This window comes from Salmonella sp. 32020114201800008SM (assembly GCF_017572025.1).
GTDB classification, from domain to species: domain Bacteria; phylum Pseudomonadota; class Gammaproteobacteria; order Enterobacterales; family Enterobacteriaceae; genus Salmonella; species Salmonella enterica.
Map to the genome: position 1 here is coordinate 168,075 of NZ_JAGEQM010000002.1, position 14,365 is coordinate 182,439.

12 protein-coding genes and 2 tRNA genes are annotated in these 14,365 nt (G+C 53.0%); 6 read left to right on the forward strand and 8 right to left on the reverse strand.

Translation table 11 applies throughout. The annotated features are described in order from the left end of the window. Positions 1-110 precede the first annotated feature (110 nt). From frdD to frdA, 4 genes are read right to left on the reverse strand one after another with little or no spacing between them, the layout of a single operon-like run. Positions 111-470: a fumarate reductase subunit FrdD gene (gene frdD / locus J4613_RS06790; protein ID WP_000609650.1), complete on the reverse strand. Its 360-nt coding sequence runs from the start codon at positions 468-470 to the stop codon at positions 111-113. Between the two features lie 10 nt (positions 471-480). After that, the gene (gene frdC / locus J4613_RS06795) at positions 481-876 is read right to left on the reverse strand and encodes a fumarate reductase subunit FrdC (protein ID WP_000208749.1); all 396 of its coding nucleotides are present in this window, start codon (positions 874-876) and stop codon (positions 481-483) included. Positions 877-886: 10 nt separating this feature from the next. Then, the gene (gene frdB, locus J4613_RS06800) at positions 887-1,621 is read right to left on the reverse strand and encodes a fumarate reductase iron-sulfur protein (protein ID WP_000829509.1); all 735 of its coding nucleotides are present in this window, start codon (positions 1,619-1,621) and stop codon (positions 887-889) included. Further along, the gene (frdA, locus tag J4613_RS06805) at positions 1,614-3,404 is read right to left on the reverse strand and encodes a fumarate reductase (quinol) flavoprotein subunit (RefSeq protein WP_001192954.1); all 1,791 of its coding nucleotides are present in this window, start codon (positions 3,402-3,404) and stop codon (positions 1,614-1,616) included. The genes frdB and frdA overlap by 8 nt, the downstream gene beginning before the upstream one ends. A gap of 322 nt (positions 3,405-3,726) precedes the next feature. Here frdA and epmA point away from each other — a divergent pair, with 322 nt between their 5' ends. From epmA to J4613_RS06820, 3 genes are all read left to right on the forward strand, one after another. Then, positions 3,727-4,704 (forward strand): elongation factor P--(R)-beta-lysine ligase, encoded by a 978-nt coding sequence (gene epmA / locus J4613_RS06810; protein WP_000004797.1) that lies wholly within the window; start codon positions 3,727-3,729, stop codon positions 4,702-4,704. Positions 4,705-4,929: 225 nt separating this feature from the next. After that, the gene (yjeM, locus tag J4613_RS06815) at positions 4,930-6,432 is read left to right on the forward strand and encodes a glutamate/gamma-aminobutyrate family transporter YjeM (protein ID WP_000149876.1); all 1,503 of its coding nucleotides are present in this window, start codon (positions 4,930-4,932) and stop codon (positions 6,430-6,432) included. 51 nt (positions 6,433-6,483) lie between these two features. After that, positions 6,484-6,798 (forward strand): YjeO family protein, encoded by a 315-nt coding sequence (locus J4613_RS06820; RefSeq protein WP_000074661.1) that lies wholly within the window; start codon positions 6,484-6,486, stop codon positions 6,796-6,798. A gap of 66 nt (positions 6,799-6,864) precedes the next feature. Here the strand turns inward: J4613_RS06820 and mscM are convergent, their stop codons facing one another. From mscM to rsgA, 3 genes are all read right to left on the reverse strand, one after another. After that, complete coding sequence (mscM, locus tag J4613_RS06825; protein WP_001236755.1) at positions 6,865-10,191, reverse strand: miniconductance mechanosensitive channel MscM; 3,327 nt, start codon at positions 10,189-10,191, stop codon at positions 6,865-6,867. Between the two features lie 18 nt (positions 10,192-10,209). After that, positions 10,210-11,178, reverse strand: a complete 969-nt coding sequence (gene asd / locus J4613_RS06830) for an archaetidylserine decarboxylase (RefSeq protein WP_063809005.1) — start codon at positions 11,176-11,178, stop codon at positions 10,210-10,212. Between the two features lie 91 nt (positions 11,179-11,269). After that, entirely contained in the window at positions 11,270-12,322 is a 1,053-nt protein-coding gene (gene rsgA / locus J4613_RS06835; protein ID WP_000041948.1) for a small ribosomal subunit biogenesis GTPase RsgA, read from the reverse strand. Between the two features lie 106 nt (positions 12,323-12,428). On the opposite strand from rsgA, the gene orn reads away from it, so the two are divergent. Next, positions 12,429-12,974, forward strand: coding sequence for an oligoribonuclease (gene orn, locus J4613_RS06840; RefSeq protein ID WP_001271546.1), 546 nt, complete (start codon positions 12,429-12,431; stop codon positions 12,972-12,974). 61 nt (positions 12,975-13,035) lie between these two features. Here orn and J4613_RS06845 read toward each other — a convergent pair whose 3' ends face one another. Beyond that, a complete protein-coding gene (locus tag J4613_RS06845) occupies positions 13,036-13,776 on the reverse strand; it encodes an arginine ABC transporter substrate-binding protein (protein WP_000727897.1) in 741 nt (246 codons plus the stop codon). A 275-nt stretch (positions 13,777-14,051) separates the two neighbouring features. On the opposite strand from J4613_RS06845, the gene J4613_RS06850 reads away from it, so the two are divergent. Next, positions 14,052-14,127: transfer RNA gene (locus tag J4613_RS06850), tRNA-Gly, on the forward strand. A 156-nt stretch (positions 14,128-14,283) separates the two neighbouring features. Continuing rightward, positions 14,284-14,359: transfer RNA gene (locus J4613_RS06855), tRNA-Gly, on the forward strand. The last annotated feature ends 6 nt before the right edge of the window (positions 14,360-14,365 follow it).

Genomic DNA, 14,365 nt, shown 5'->3' on the forward strand with positions numbered 1-14,365 from the left:
AAATTTTCCTTCCAGTGTTTTTTTCTAAGTGTAGAACCTGGCGGGAAAATGAGAGGCAGGAAAAGAAAAAACGCCCTCTTATCGGGTAGATAAGAGGGCGTCGTGGCAACTTAGAGAGTGATAACGCCAATCGCCGTCACAACGGTCAGGATTGCCGCCAGACCGTAAAAGACCCATTTGCCCGCAGGCACGTGGATTTTCAGGTCATGCATCGCGTGGTGCATACGGTGTAGGCCACACCATAGCGGCAGCACGATCATCAGGAACAGAAAAACGCGACCAATAAAGCTTTGGGCGAACGTCAGTACGCGCTCAAAACTCAGGGCATCGCCCGGAAATAGCCCCAGCGGCAGCATGATGCCAACCAGTAGCACGATCACCGGCGCGATGATCGCGCCCCACATACCGCCTGCGCCAAACAGTCCCCAGAATACGGGTTCATCAGAACGTTTTGGGTTTGGATTAATCATCCGGGACTCCTTACCAGAACAGGGCAACATACAGAATGACTACGGTGACTACCGCAGTGACCACCCAAAGCCCTTTGATGATTGGCTCTGGCCCCATTTTTTCGTCTTTTACAATGATATTGGCCGCCTTCGGCGCCAGTTCAAACCAGGTTTTGGTGTGCAGCAGCGCGGCCGCCAGGGTGATCAGGTTTAAGATCACTACCACCGGGTTTTGTAAAAAGCCGACGAATCCCATCCAGGATTCCGCGCCGTGTTTGAGCGCAAACAGACCGAAAATCAGTTCAATACTGAACCAGACTGCCGGCACCGCTGTGCCTTCGCGCAGCATATAAAAGCGATAAAACGGCAGTTTTTTCCACCAGGTGGACGTCATCGGCCGCACATAGGGTTTGCGTTTAGTCGTCATGTTGCACTCCTTAGCGTGGTTTCAGGGTGGCGATAAGAAAGTCTTTCGAGCTTTCCACTTTACCCTGCTGAATGGCCGCAGCCGGATCGACATGTTTTGGACAGACTTCGGAGCAGTAGCCCACGAAAGTACAGGTCCATACGCCGTTCGGACTGTTCAACTGCGCCATACGCTCCTTCTTACCGTGATCGCGGCTATCTTCGTTATAGCGATGCGCCAGCGTAATCGCAGCCGGTCCGATAAATTCAGGATTCAGACCGAACTGCGGGCACGCGGCGTAGCACAGACCACAGTTGATGCAACCGGAGAACTGGTGATACTTCGCCATTTGCGCCGGGGTCTGGACATTCGGCCCCTGATCTGGCGTGCGAGAGTTGCCAATAATGTACGGTTTGATCGCTTCCAGGCTTTCGATAAAGTGCGTCATATCGACAACCAGATCGCGCTCAATCGGGAAGTTCGCCAGCGCTTCCACCTTCATACCGTTGGTGTAATCGCGCAGGAAGGTTTTACACGCCAGTTTAGGGACGTTGTTGACCATCATGCCGCAGGAGCCGCAGATCGCCATACGGCAGGACCAGCGGTAGCTCAGGTCTGGCGACAGGTTATCTTTGATGTAGCCCAACGCGTCCAGTAGCGATGTTGTTTCATCATAAGGAACTTCATAGAAAGCACTGTGCGGCGCGGTATCGGTTTCCGGGTTATAGCGCACCACCTCAACTTTCAGGTTTTTCATCTCAGCCATTCGCCTTCTCCTTCTTATCGGCTGCTTCCGCTTCACCGCCGTAAACACGTTTGGCTGGCGGCAGGGTGGTGATTTTCACGTCGCTGTATTCCAGACGGGTCGTGCCATCAGCATCGCGGAAGGCGAGGGTGTGCTTGAGGAAGTTCACATCGTCGCGCTCGGTACAGCCTTCATCCAGACGCTGATGCGCGCCGCGGGACTCTTTACGCGCCAGCGCAGAGTGCGCCATACATTCCGCCACGTTCAGACCATGACCCAGTTCGATGGTATACAGCAGGTCAGTGTTGAACACGCTGGAAGTATCGGAGATACGTACGCGCTTGAAACGTTCCTGAAGCTCGGCCAGTTTATCAACGGTTTTCTGCATCAGTTCCGGGGTACGGTAAATACCGCAACCTTCTTCCATAGACAGACCCATCTCATCGCGGATCTTCGACCAGTTTTCGTTGCCTTCCTGGTTCACCAGATTTTTCAGACGCTGTTCAATATCGGCAACCTGGGCGTCGAGCGCGGCGCTATTTGCGGCGCCTGCCGTAGCAGCGCGTTCCATTGCTTGTTCGCCAGCCAGACGACCAAACACCACCAGTTCCGCCAGTGAGTTGGAACCGAGGCGGTTCGCGCCATGCAGGCCAACAGAGGAGCATTCGCCAACGGCAAACAGCCCTTTGACACGGCTTTCACAGTTCTGGTCGGTTTCAATGCCACCCATGGTGTAGTGCGCGGTCGGACGTACTGGAATCGGTTCTTTAACCGGATCGACGCCGACATAGGCTTTCGCCAGTTCGCAAATGAACGGCAGACGTTCATGCAGTTTCTTCTCGCCGAGATGACGCAGGTCGAGGTGAACCACATCGCCGCGCGGCGTGGAGATGGTGTTGCCTTTACGCCATTCGTGCCAGAAAGCCTGGGATACTTTGTCGCGCGGCCCCAGTTCCATATATTTGTTTTTCGGCTCGCCCAGCGGCGTTTCGGGGCCCATGCCGTAGTCTTGCAGATAACGGTAGCCATTTTTATTGACCAGAATACCGCCTTCGCCGCGGCAACCTTCAGTCATCAGGATACCGGAACCTGGCAGGCCGGTCGGGTGATACTGAACGAATTCCATATCACGCAGCGGAACGCCGTGGCTCAGCGCCATGCCCATCCCGTCGCCGGTGACGATGCCGCCGTTGGTGTTATAGCGGTATACGCGGCCTGCGCCGCCTGTCGCCATGACCACGGCGTTGGCGCGGATTTGCACCAGCGTGCCTTCCATCATGTTCATTGCCACCAGGCCGCGCGCATGGTTGTCATCAACCAGAATATCCAGCACAAAATGTTCGTCAAAGCGCTGGATTTGTGGGAACTGCAGGGAAGTCTGGAACAGAGTATGCAGCATATGGAAGCCGGTTTTATCCGCGGCGAACCAGGTACGCTCGATTTTCATACCACCGAAGCGACGCACGTTAACGCTACCGTCCGGACGGCGGCTCCACGGGCAGCCCCATTGCTCCAGCTGCGTCATCTCAGTGGGACAATGGTGGACAAAGTAATCCACGACATCCTGCTCACACAGCCAGTCTCCGCCTGCTACCGTATCGTGAAAATGGTAGTCAAAGCTGTCATGATCCTGGGCGACAGCGGCTGAACCCCCTTCGGCAGCGACGGTATGGCTGCGCATCGGGTACACTTTTGAGATCAGTGCGATTTTAGCATTGGGATTCGCCTGTGCGGCAGCAATTGCAGCACGTAATCCCGCGCCACCGGCGCCTATAATGGCAAGATCGGCTTGAAAGGTTTGCACGACATTCCTCCAGATTATTGTAATTTCACCCTCGCGCAGCCAGATAAAGCCTCTGGGTTCTGCGAAGTATGAATGCGTTTCCACTGCTCCTTTATGGGTACAACAGTATAGTCTCAGGGATGTGAGGGAAATTTGACGTGTTCGATTTTTTTAGCGTATCAGAGGGATGAATTATCATTGATTTTGATTAATTTAATTACTAAACCATCTGAAATCACTTTTTTTACCCTCCAGAAGGCGCCCGATACGCCTGCGCAAAATTTGTTTCGCCCGCGCGTTGCGAGTAGACTTCGTGACCTTGTCTTAAACTGGAGAAAGAATCATGAGCGAAACGGCAACCTGGCAGCCGAGCGCGTCCATCCCCAATTTATTAAAACGTGCGGCGATTATGGCGGAAATCCGTCGTTTCTTTGCCGATCGTGGAGTGCTTGAGGTTGAGACGCCCTGCATGAGTCAGGCGACGGTCACAGACATTCATCTGTTCCCGTTCGAAACGCGTTTCGTCGGACCTGGCCATTCCCAGGGGATGAACCTCTATTTAATGACCAGTCCGGAATACCATATGAAACGCCTGCTGGCGGCAGGGTGCGGTCCGGTTTTCCAGCTATGCCGCAGTTTCCGTAATGAAGAGATGGGACGACATCATAATCCGGAATTCACCATGCTGGAGTGGTATCGCCCGCATTACGATATGTACCGCCTGATGAATGAAGTGGATGATTTGCTTCAGCAAGTGCTGGATTGTCAACCTGCGGAAAGTCTCTCCTATCAACAGGCGTTTCAGCGCCATCTGGAGATTGACCCGTTATCAGCAGATAAAACGCAACTGCGTGAGGCGGCGGCAAAGCTTGATTTAAGCAATATCGCCGATACGGAAGAAGACCGTGATACGTTGCTGCAACTGTTGTTCACGATGGGGGTTGAGCCGCATATAGGTAAAGAAAAGCCGACCTTTATTTATCACTTTCCGGCAAGTCAGGCATCGCTGGCACAAATCAGTACCGAGGATCATCGCGTCGCCGAGCGCTTTGAGGTGTACTACAAAGGTATTGAGCTGGCGAATGGTTTCCACGAACTGACGGACGCACGTGAGCAACAACAGCGCTTTGAACAGGACAATCGTAAGCGCGCCGCGCGCGGTCTGCCGCAGCAGCCGATTGACCAAAATCTGCTGGATGCGCTGGCCGCCGGTCTACCGGATTGTTCCGGCGTGGCGCTGGGTGTTGATCGTCTGGTGATGCTGGCGCTGGGAGCAGAAAGCCTGGCGGACGTGATTGCTTTTACGGTCGATCGGGCGTAAATCTGAAATTCACTCTTTCGCGAGATAAAATGGCGCAATAAGCGCCATTTTGTAGCATATTTTTTCAATTATCCTCTGTTTGCCACAACATAAGGCTGGAACTTTGATGCCATTTAGGTATCAATCCTGTGTTGATTTTTTTATCGCTGACCTTCGTAAAAAAGAAGGCGGCGTCAATCGGTGAGCGGCGTCTGGCAAACGCGCTCGAGCGTAAGGGATGGTTGAATGACCCACACGATAAAAAAGATGAGCCTTATTGGGCTTATCCTGATGATTTTTACTTCTGTTTTTGGTTTTGCGAATAGCCCGTCGGCGTTTTATTTAATGGGGTATAGCGCAATCCCGTGGTATATATTTTCTGCCTTGCTGTTTTTTATTCCATTCGCCTTAATGATGGCTGAAATGGGTTCCGCTTATCGCAAAGAAGAGGGCGGGATCTATTCGTGGATGAATAATAGCGTGGGGCCACGTTACGCGTTTATTGGCACGTTTATGTGGTTTTCATCGTATGTCATATGGATGGTAAGTACGGCGGCAAAAATTTGGGTACCGTTTTCTACTTTTGTTTTTGGCGCCGATATGACGCAGCACTGGCGTATTGCAGGGCTTGAGCCTACGCAGGTTGTCGGGCTGCTCGCCGTCGGCTGGATGATTCTGGTGACGTGTGTCGCCGCCAGAGGGATCAATAAAATTGCGCGAATTACGGCGGTCGGAGGTATTGCCGTAATGTGTCTTAATTTAGTTTTATTGTTAGTGAGTGTCGCTATTTTGTTATTAAATGGTGGGCATTTTGCACAAGAAATTAATTTTACCTCGTCACCGAATCCGGGTTATCACTCCGGCCTGGCAATGTTGTCATTTGTGGTATTTGCTATTTTTGCGTACGGCGGTATTGAGGCTGTCGGCGGACTGGTGGATAAAACCGAGAAACCGGAAAAGAATTTTGCGAAAGGTATTGTTTTCGCGGCTATTGTGATTTCAATTGGTTATTCTTTGGCGATCTTTTTATGGGGCGTCAGCACTAACTGGCAACAGATATTAAGTAATAGCGCCGTTAACTTAGGGAATATCACCTACATTCTGATGTCGAGTTTAGGCACGACATTAGGTAACGCGTTAAACCTTTCTCCGGAAGCAGCGATGACGGTGGGCGTCTGGTTTGCGCGTATCACCGGCCTTTCTATGTTTCTGGCTTATACCGGCGCGTTTTTTACGTTGAGCTATTCACCGCTGAAAGCCATTATTCAGGGGACGCCAAAAGCGTTGTGGCCCGCGCCGATGACGACACTGAACGCTAACGGTATGCCGGCGACCGCTATGTGGCTACAGTGCGTGCTGGTGAGTCTGTTTATTTTGCTGGTCTCTTTTGGCGGTGACACCGCATCGGCGTTTTATAACAAACTCACTCTGATGGCGAACGTCTCAATGACCTTGCCATACCTGTTCCTTGCGCTGGCATTTCCCTTCTTTAAAGCGCGTCAGGATCTGGAGCGGCCATTTGTTCTCTTTAAAACCAAAGCCTCTACCCTGGTCGCGACGGGTGTTGTGGTGCTGGTGGTGACGTTTGCCAACGTCTTTACCATCATCCAGCCAGTGATTGAAGCTGGGGACTGGGACAGCGCCTTGTGGATGATCGGCGGCCCGATCTTCTTCTCGCTGCTGGCGATGGCGATTTATCAGAATTACAGCAGCCGCATGAGCGCCGATCCGGAGTGGGCGGCGGAGTAATCTTTGTCCGGATAGCGTTAGCTCATCGGCTTTATGAAAAGGATATTTATAATGAGTCCGAAAATGTTTGCATTGTGCGCTATCTGGCTTTTACTGGCTATCCCACTCATCGCTGTATTTTCAGTCCTGGATAAAGAGTGGATGATTGGCGAGAGTGGGATAAACAACATTTGTGATGTGATGAGAACTGTCGAAAATGATGATTCCAGAGGTTTTGGCGCGATGATGACGCTGCCCCTGTTTTTCCCATTTTTTTACGTTACTGTGTATAAGAAAATACGTAGTTGGTTTTTGTACTGTGTCGCGTTGGTGATATTTGCTTACTGGTCCTGGCAATTCTTCCTGCGCTATCAGTTTTGTGTGTGATCTATGCTAAAAGACCTGATAAGCCTATGTCATCGAGTCTTTTAGCGTCATCCGGCGCCATTGCGTTTACAAACTCCCCGCCGGGCGGCTGGTTTTACCCGCTGACGTTAACGTTCTCCCCGTTTGTTTACCGCCGAGGCTCTCCAGACGCATCTGGAACGGCGGGAACGGCATATCAATACCGTGCTCGCGGAAGCCCGCCAGAATCAATTGGTGGATCTCATGGCGTAATGGCATACGGTGTCCCATTTCCGCGGCATAGATACGCAGTTCGAAAATCTGAATACCCTGCTGGAGATCCACCAGAAAGATTTCAGGCGGTGGGTTATCCAGCACCAAAGAACAGCGCTGCGCCGCCGTCAGCAGAATTTGCGTCACCTCTTCGCTATTGGCATCCGCCGGCGCCGGGATGGTTAACACCACGCGCGTAACGGAGTCAGACAGCGACCAGTTGATAAACTGTTCGGTGATAAAGGCTTTATTCGGCACGATAATCTCTTTACGATCCCAGTCACTGATGGTGGTGGCGCGGGTATTGATTTTGGTCACGCTGCCGGTGAGATCGCGAATGGTCACCGTATCGCCGATACGAATCGGCTTTTCAAACAAAATAATCAGGCCGGAGATAAAGTTAGCGAAAATTTCTTGCAGGCCAAAACCAAGCCCAACGCCGAGCGCGGCAACCAGCCATTGTAGCTTCGACCACTCAATGCCGATCATCGAGAAACCGACCAGCCCGCCAATCAGCATTAACAGATATTTGGTGATGGTCGTGATGGCGTAACCGGTACCTGGCGTTAAATCGAGATGCTGTAATAACGCCAGCTCCAGCAGCGCAGGCAGATTACGCACCAACTGCGTGGTGATGATAAAGACCAGAATCGCAATGAGCACCGCCCCCAGGGTAATCGGCTCCAGACTTTCCACGCCTTGCACCGTAGAGGTGACATCCCACAGCGAAATATTCTCCAGGAAGCCGAATGCCGAGTGGATTTCTGACCACAGTACAATTACCGATAGCAGGGCGATAAGCATCAGAATTGAGCGGACCAGACGCAGCGACTGAGCGCTAATAGCGTCAAGATCGATTTCACTTTCATCGATGTCGACCGCGCCTTCCAGGCTGGAGGAGTGCGCCGGTTCTTCTTCGCCGCGCGCGCGCTGCGCCAGCATTTCCGCCCGACGATGTTTGGCGCGGTCAAAAGCCAGTCGGCGTCGTTGGATCAGCATCCAGCGGCGAATGACATGATAAATAACCAGCAACAGGAACCAGATGGCGACCGAGGTTTCCAGTCTCGCCAGTAGCGCCTGCGCTGTGGCCAGATAACCCACCGCCGCCGCCAGAATCGCGATAAGCGGCGCGCCCATCAACATATTCCACAGCAGGCTGTTGACCATGTTGTCGCCGTTGCCTTCTTTATCAAGATAGAGCGGAATGCCCGCTTTTTTCAGACTCAGCGTGACCAGCGCCAGCGCGCCGCATATCAGGATGAAGCAAAGGCGGCCCAACGAGCCGGAAAACTCCCGATCGTTAAGATTATCAAACATGATCACTGCCATAATGAGCGGCACGATCAGCCCAATGCTCATCAGGTAGTAGCGCATCGCTTTCGCTACCCGGTTTCGCGGCCAGCCGAAATGCGCCACAAACAGACCATTAGGGCGGGCAAAAGCGGCGCAAATCATGACTACCCACAACAGCGGTACTGTCGCCGTCACGCCATCGCCGATGGCGACGGCCAGCGGATACGGCCAGGCTTCCTGTAGACCATAGCCGAGCGTCGCCCACAAGACGGGCAGCGGCGAGGCGACCAGAATCGACCAGAACACCGTTCGCAGCGTCAGCGAGAAGTGATCCTGGGTGACTTTCCCGACGCGCGAGGCCGAGCGTTCAAGGAACCGGTTGAAGTGTTGACGTGAATAGAGGCTAAACCCGACCAGCGCCAGCGCGCCGAATAACGGCAGTAGCGTCTCTTTGCTGGTCAGCATCATGATGCTGGCTTTACCTAACTGATTAAACGTATCTAATGAGATAAGCCGACGTAAATCCTGAACCAAATCAACAGGCCAGGAGAGCGATAGCGGGCTAACGTCAGCGGTCCAGAACAGATAACGGTGGGTCGCTTCATTAACCTCTTTAAGCGCATCCTCCAGTTGGCTGTTGGAGACTTTCAGTTTGGTCAGCTCCAGGATCAGCGTATCGCCGCCCTGTAACAACGAGTTGAGCAGCTCGCGCTGAGTGCGAAGCTGGGCGTCAAGAATCTGGTTTTGCTCGGCGGTCAGCGGCTGTCCATTGGCCTGACGTATTTGCCGTAGCTGCGGCTGCTTATTGAGTAACTCTTCATAGCGCATACGGTGAACGCGTAGCTGCGCCATTTCCGTATCAAGCTGCTGCGGTTTAGGCATCTCTGGCAGACGGGCGACCTGCGCGCGCAGCGCTTCGCCAAGCATGTTGGACACGCCAAGCCATTGCGACTGCTCCCGCAGCGTATTGAGCGCCTGGCGCACCTGTAACGTTTGGCTGGTGGCCTGTCGCTGCTGCGAGGCGACCAGATCCATCCGCTGCGCTTGTTGATTGAGCGCCTGTGACAGCTCGCGGTTGACTTTAAATTGTTCGACGATGCCTTCCGGCAAACCGGCGCTGTTTTCCGCCAGCAGCTCAGTGCTTTCCAGCGCGCGTTCCGCTTCACGTTGGCGCAGGCTATTGAGCTGATTGCGCAGCGCCTGAAGATACGCATCCAATTGCTGACTCTGTTTTTCCGCCAGCTCGGAACGCAGACGAGCCAGTTCCTGACGGTTGTTGGCGGACAGTTGCGCCAACTCCAGTTCGTCGACTAACGCTTTTAGTTTGGCGGACTCCGCCTGCATACTGAGACTTTGCGCCTGGCTAAGCGCGGCACTTCCGCCTGCGGCGCCGAGCCGTCGCTCAATCTCATTAAGCTGGCGGCGGGCGTCGTTTTGCTGTTGGGGAAGCTGGCTGAGCGAGTCGGCGATCTCCCTGACGCGCTCCTGTTCCTGTTGCGCCTCGCGGGTTTTATCCAGTAGCTGGCTGCTAACCTGCAAGATCTCCTGATTTAACGCTTCGGTGGACATCTCTGGCGGTACGCTGCGAGGTTCATCGCGCAGATTATTCAACTGGGCGCGCAAGGTGGCGGATAGCTTAGGGAAGTTATCAATAACGTGTTGATATTGTTTCGCGCGCTCAAGCGAGCCTTTTCGCTCTTCAAGCGCGTTTAACGCAGTCTGGAGCGCCTCAACGGCTTCCGGCTGAGCGGGCTTCGCCGCTTTTGCCTGCTCCAGTTCCTGCGTGATTTGTTTGGCGTCGGGGGCCGTTGCGGCGAACGCCCCCGTGCTGAGGCACCAGGCCATCAGAAAAGCGATAATCAGGCGCAAGTCAGCATTCTCTCTTGATTAGGTGTCGTCTTTTTTATTGTCAACCAGCGGGCTGGCGTCGTGTTCGGCTTTAATTTCTTCTGCCGGCAGCGGAGCAGGTTCTACCTCCGGCGCGACGAATGTTTCGGTCGACGTCGCCAGCGGTTGGCCAATTTTGGTAACGGACAGGCTTGCCAGCGACGCGATCAGATTCACTTTCCCCGGCGCAAATAAGTTGATGACCGTGGAACCCAGTTTAAAGCGTCCCATCTCCTGGCCTTTCAACAAGGCGACAGACCCTTCATATTCGCCTTCTGGCCAGGTCCAGCGCTTGATGATGCCTTCGCGCGGCGGGGTAATGGTCCCCGCCCAGACGGTTTCGATACTGCCGACAATAGTTGCGCCGACCAGAATCTGCGCCATAGGGCCGAACTCGGTATCAAACAGGCAGATAACGCGCTCGTTGCGGGCAAACAGGTTGGGGACGTTTTGCGCGGTCAGATGGTTAACGGAGAACAGATCGCCCGGTACGTAGATCATTTCGCGCAGGATGCCGTTGCATGGCATATGCACGCGATGGTAGTCGCGAGGGGAGAGGTAAGTGGTCACAAACGTGCCGTTGCGGAACTTATCCGCCATCAGGTAGTTACCCGCCAGCAACGCCTCAAGGCTGTAATTATGGCCTTTGGCCTGCAAAATTTTATCTTCTTCGATACGACCCAACTGGCTTATCACGCCGTCGGCAGGCATCACCAGGATGTTAGGATCGGTATTGAGCGGACGCACGTCATCACGCAGCGGACGAACAAAGAAATCATTGAACGTACGATAGCTGGCGGTATCCGGTTTTTGCGCCTCGGTCATATCGACTTTGTAATACTTTACGAAGAGATCGATAACCAGTTTTGTCAGCCATCCTGCTCGTTTGCTTGCGCCCCAGCCCGCCAGGCGAGTGAGCCATAGTTTCGGCAGAATGTATTGTAGCGAAAGTTTAAATGAGTTTAACAAGGTAGCCTCCAGGCCATTGTTGTTCCTGAACCGGCAGTTATACCGGTATCCTGAAAAAAGGGGACGATTCCAACGACGCCTAGCGTATCTGTCAGTCGTCCGTATCAGAAAAGTTTTTACGCGTTTTTACCTGCGCCATACTTTCAAGAATTCGGTGATAATTTTCGAAACGGGTTTCCGCAATAGCGCCGTTCTCTACCGCCTCGCGAATGGCGCAGCCTGGATCGGCGTCATGCTTGCAGTCCCGGTATTTACAATGTCCCAAATAGTCATGAAATTCGACAAAGCCCTGGGTGATTTGTTCCGGCTCCAGATGCCATAAGCCGAACTCGCGCACGCCGGGGGAATCAATGACATCGCCGCCATGCGGGAAATGATACAGACGAGCAGCGGTAGTGGTATGTTGACCCAGACCGGAGACATTCGACACATCGTTCGTCAGAATCTCGTTCTGTAAGCCGAGCAGAGCGTTTAGCAGACTGGATTTTCCGACGCCGGACTGCCCGGCAAAAATACTGATGCGACCGGTTAACGCTTCTTCCAGCGGTTTCAGACCATCCTGCGTATGGCTGGAGACCATCAGCACGCGATAGCCGATATTGCGGTAGATATTCATCTGCTCATTAACGAAGTCCATACCTTCGTCGTCCAGCAGATCAATTTTATTGAGTACGATAAGCGGCTCAACCTGTAGGGTTTCACAGCCGACCAGATAGCGATCGATGATATTCAGCGACAGCTCCGGCAAAATCGCGGAGACAATAACGATTTGGTCAATGTTGGCGGCAATAGGCTTCACGCCGTCGTAGAAGTCCGGGCGCGTCAATACCGAGGTGCGCTCATGCACCGCTTCAACGATGCCTTTTACGTTGACGCCCTCTGCGGCGGCTTTGCCCGGACGCCAGACGACGCGATCGCCCGTCACCAGCGAACGGATAGTGCGGCGGATATTGCAACGGTGAACCTCGCCGTCAGCAGACTCCACATCGGCATGCATACCAAAACGGCTAATGACGATACCTTCTGCAGGCTCGCCAAACAGGTTGTCATCGTAGTCGGCTTTCTCCGCGGACGTTTTTAAACGACGCTGGTGATTGGCGTTCACACGGCGCTGCTGGCCTTTGGAGAGTTTATTTTTGCTCAATCGTACTGGCTCCTGGTCGCCCATAGTGGGCAAAACATCTATGATACACGCAATTGTAGATGAATATAGTCACAGTGAATGTGACCTCTGAAGGGTGGAAAATAGCATGAGTGCCGATGAAAACAACCTGATTTGGATCGATCTGGAGATGACAGGTCTGGACCCCGAGCGCGATCGCATTATTGAGATAGCCACGCTGGTAACGGATGCCAGCCTGAATATTCTGGCGGAAGGGCCGACGATTGCGGTACATCAATCCGATGCGCAACTGGCGTTAATGGATGACTGGAACGTGCGCACCCATACCGGTAGCGGCCTGGTAGATCGCGTTAAGGCAAGTACGATGGGCGAACGAGACGCTGAACTGGCGACGATTGAATTTCTGAAAACGTGGGTGCCTGCGGGTAAGTCGCCGATTTGCGGTAACAGCATCGGTCAGGATCGTCGTTTTCTGTTTAAATATATGCCGGAACTGGAGGCCTACTTCCACTATCGCTATCTGGATGTCAGTACGCTCAAGGAACTGGCGCGCCGCTGGAAGCCGGAGATTCTGGCCGGCTTTACCAAGCAGGGCACGCACCAGGCGATGGATGATATTCGCGAGTCGGTGGCGGAGCTGGCTTACTACCGCGAGCATTTCATTAAGCTGTGAGGCGTAACATGCCGGATGGCAACGCCAGAGCGTCTCATCCGGCAGCTCTCCCGCCACTGAATTACTGCGTAAACCATTTCTCTTGCATTTGCGCATATTCCGGCGACGCTTTCACCTTGTCGAGCGCGGCATTAATTTCTTGCAATAGCGCGTCGTTGCCTTTGCGTACCGCAATGCCTAACCCTTTTCCGTAGTAGTCAGGATCGCTGGCGCGTTCATCCATGATGGCGTAATCCGGATTGTTTTTTAGCCACTTACCAATCGCGGCGACATCGCCAAACACGCCCTCAAGACGGTTGTTTTTCAGATCGGTAAAGGCGTTTAGATAGCTGTCATAGGCGACAGGTGTGATAGCTTGTTGTTTATCCTGCAAATAGCGCTGATGCGTTGTACCGTTTTCCAGACCGACTTTTTTGCCTTTCAGATCGGCAAAAGTGTGATAAGCCCCTTTACGCGTGACGACTACCGCCGATAAACCTTCGTAATAGGGTTGGCTAAAGGAGACCTGCTGCTCACGTTTGGGCGTCATATCCATACCGGCGATCACCGCATCAAACTTTTTGAAGCGTAGGCTGGGGATCAGACTATCAAAGCTCTGGTTAGTAAATGAGCACTCCGCTTGCATCTCTTTGCAGACCGCGTTGGCGACATCAATATCGAAACCAACAATTTTATTATCGGCATCGACAAACTCATAGGGCGCATAGGTGGCGGAGGTGCCAAAATGTAATGTTCTGGCGGAAACGGAAGCGGCGTGAACGGAGAGGCTGGCTAACAGCATGACAATAAGTTTTTTTTTCATCTTGATCCCTGATATCAATTGGATGTTGTGGTCACCGTGCTATTCTTTTTTTGGCGCAGGGTGCTATTCTGATTCTGTGCCTTTAGGCGTGGCGTGAAAAGTTTTTTGTTGCATAGCGCACGCTTTGCTCGTTTTTTGTCTTGTTTGGTGATTTAATCAGCATTCAAACAAAAATCGCGAAAAAATGCGTTCAGGGGCTTGCAGCTAAATGGATTTCTCGTATAATGCGCCTCCCGTAACGACGCAGAAATGCGAATTACGACAGCAACAAATTTGCGGGAATAGCTCAGTTGGTAGAGCACGACCTTGCCAAGGTCGGGGTCGCGAGTTCGAGTCTCGTTTCCCGCTCCAAAATTTGAAAGTACTTGTTAAGTACAGACCACCAATCGCAGGATTTCGAATTGCGACAAGGCGGCAACTGAATGAGTCCTCAGGAGCTTACTGAAGTAAGTGACTGAGGCGAGTGAAGGCAGCCAACGCAGTAGCGGTTCGAAAGACGAAGATTATGCGGGAATAGCTCAGTTGGTAGAGCACGACCTTGCCAAGGTCGGGGTCGCGAGTTCGAGTCTCGTTTCCCGCTCCAAANNTT

Coding starts and splice junctions, on each gene's coding strand:
- J4613_RS06820 (WP_000074661.1), top strand. CDS start 6,484: ATGAGTCCGAAAATGTTTGCATTGTGCGCTATCTGGCTTTTACTGGCT.
- frdD (WP_000609650.1), bottom strand. CDS start 470: ATGATTAATCCAAACCCAAAACGTTCTGATGAACCCGTATTCTGGGGA.
- frdB (WP_000829509.1), bottom strand. CDS start 1,621: ATGGCTGAGATGAAAAACCTGAAAGTTGAGGTGGTGCGCTATAACCCG.
- frdC (WP_000208749.1), bottom strand. CDS start 876: ATGACGACTAAACGCAAACCCTATGTGCGGCCGATGACGTCCACCTGG.
- orn (WP_001271546.1), top strand. CDS start 12,429: ATGAGTGCCGATGAAAACAACCTGATTTGGATCGATCTGGAGATGACA.
- J4613_RS06845 (WP_000727897.1), bottom strand. CDS start 13,776: ATGAAAAAAAAACTTATTGTCATGCTGTTAGCCAGCCTCTCCGTTCAC.
- epmA (WP_000004797.1), top strand. CDS start 3,727: ATGAGCGAAACGGCAACCTGGCAGCCGAGCGCGTCCATCCCCAATTTA.
- yjeM (WP_000149876.1), top strand. CDS start 4,930: ATGACCCACACGATAAAAAAGATGAGCCTTATTGGGCTTATCCTGATG.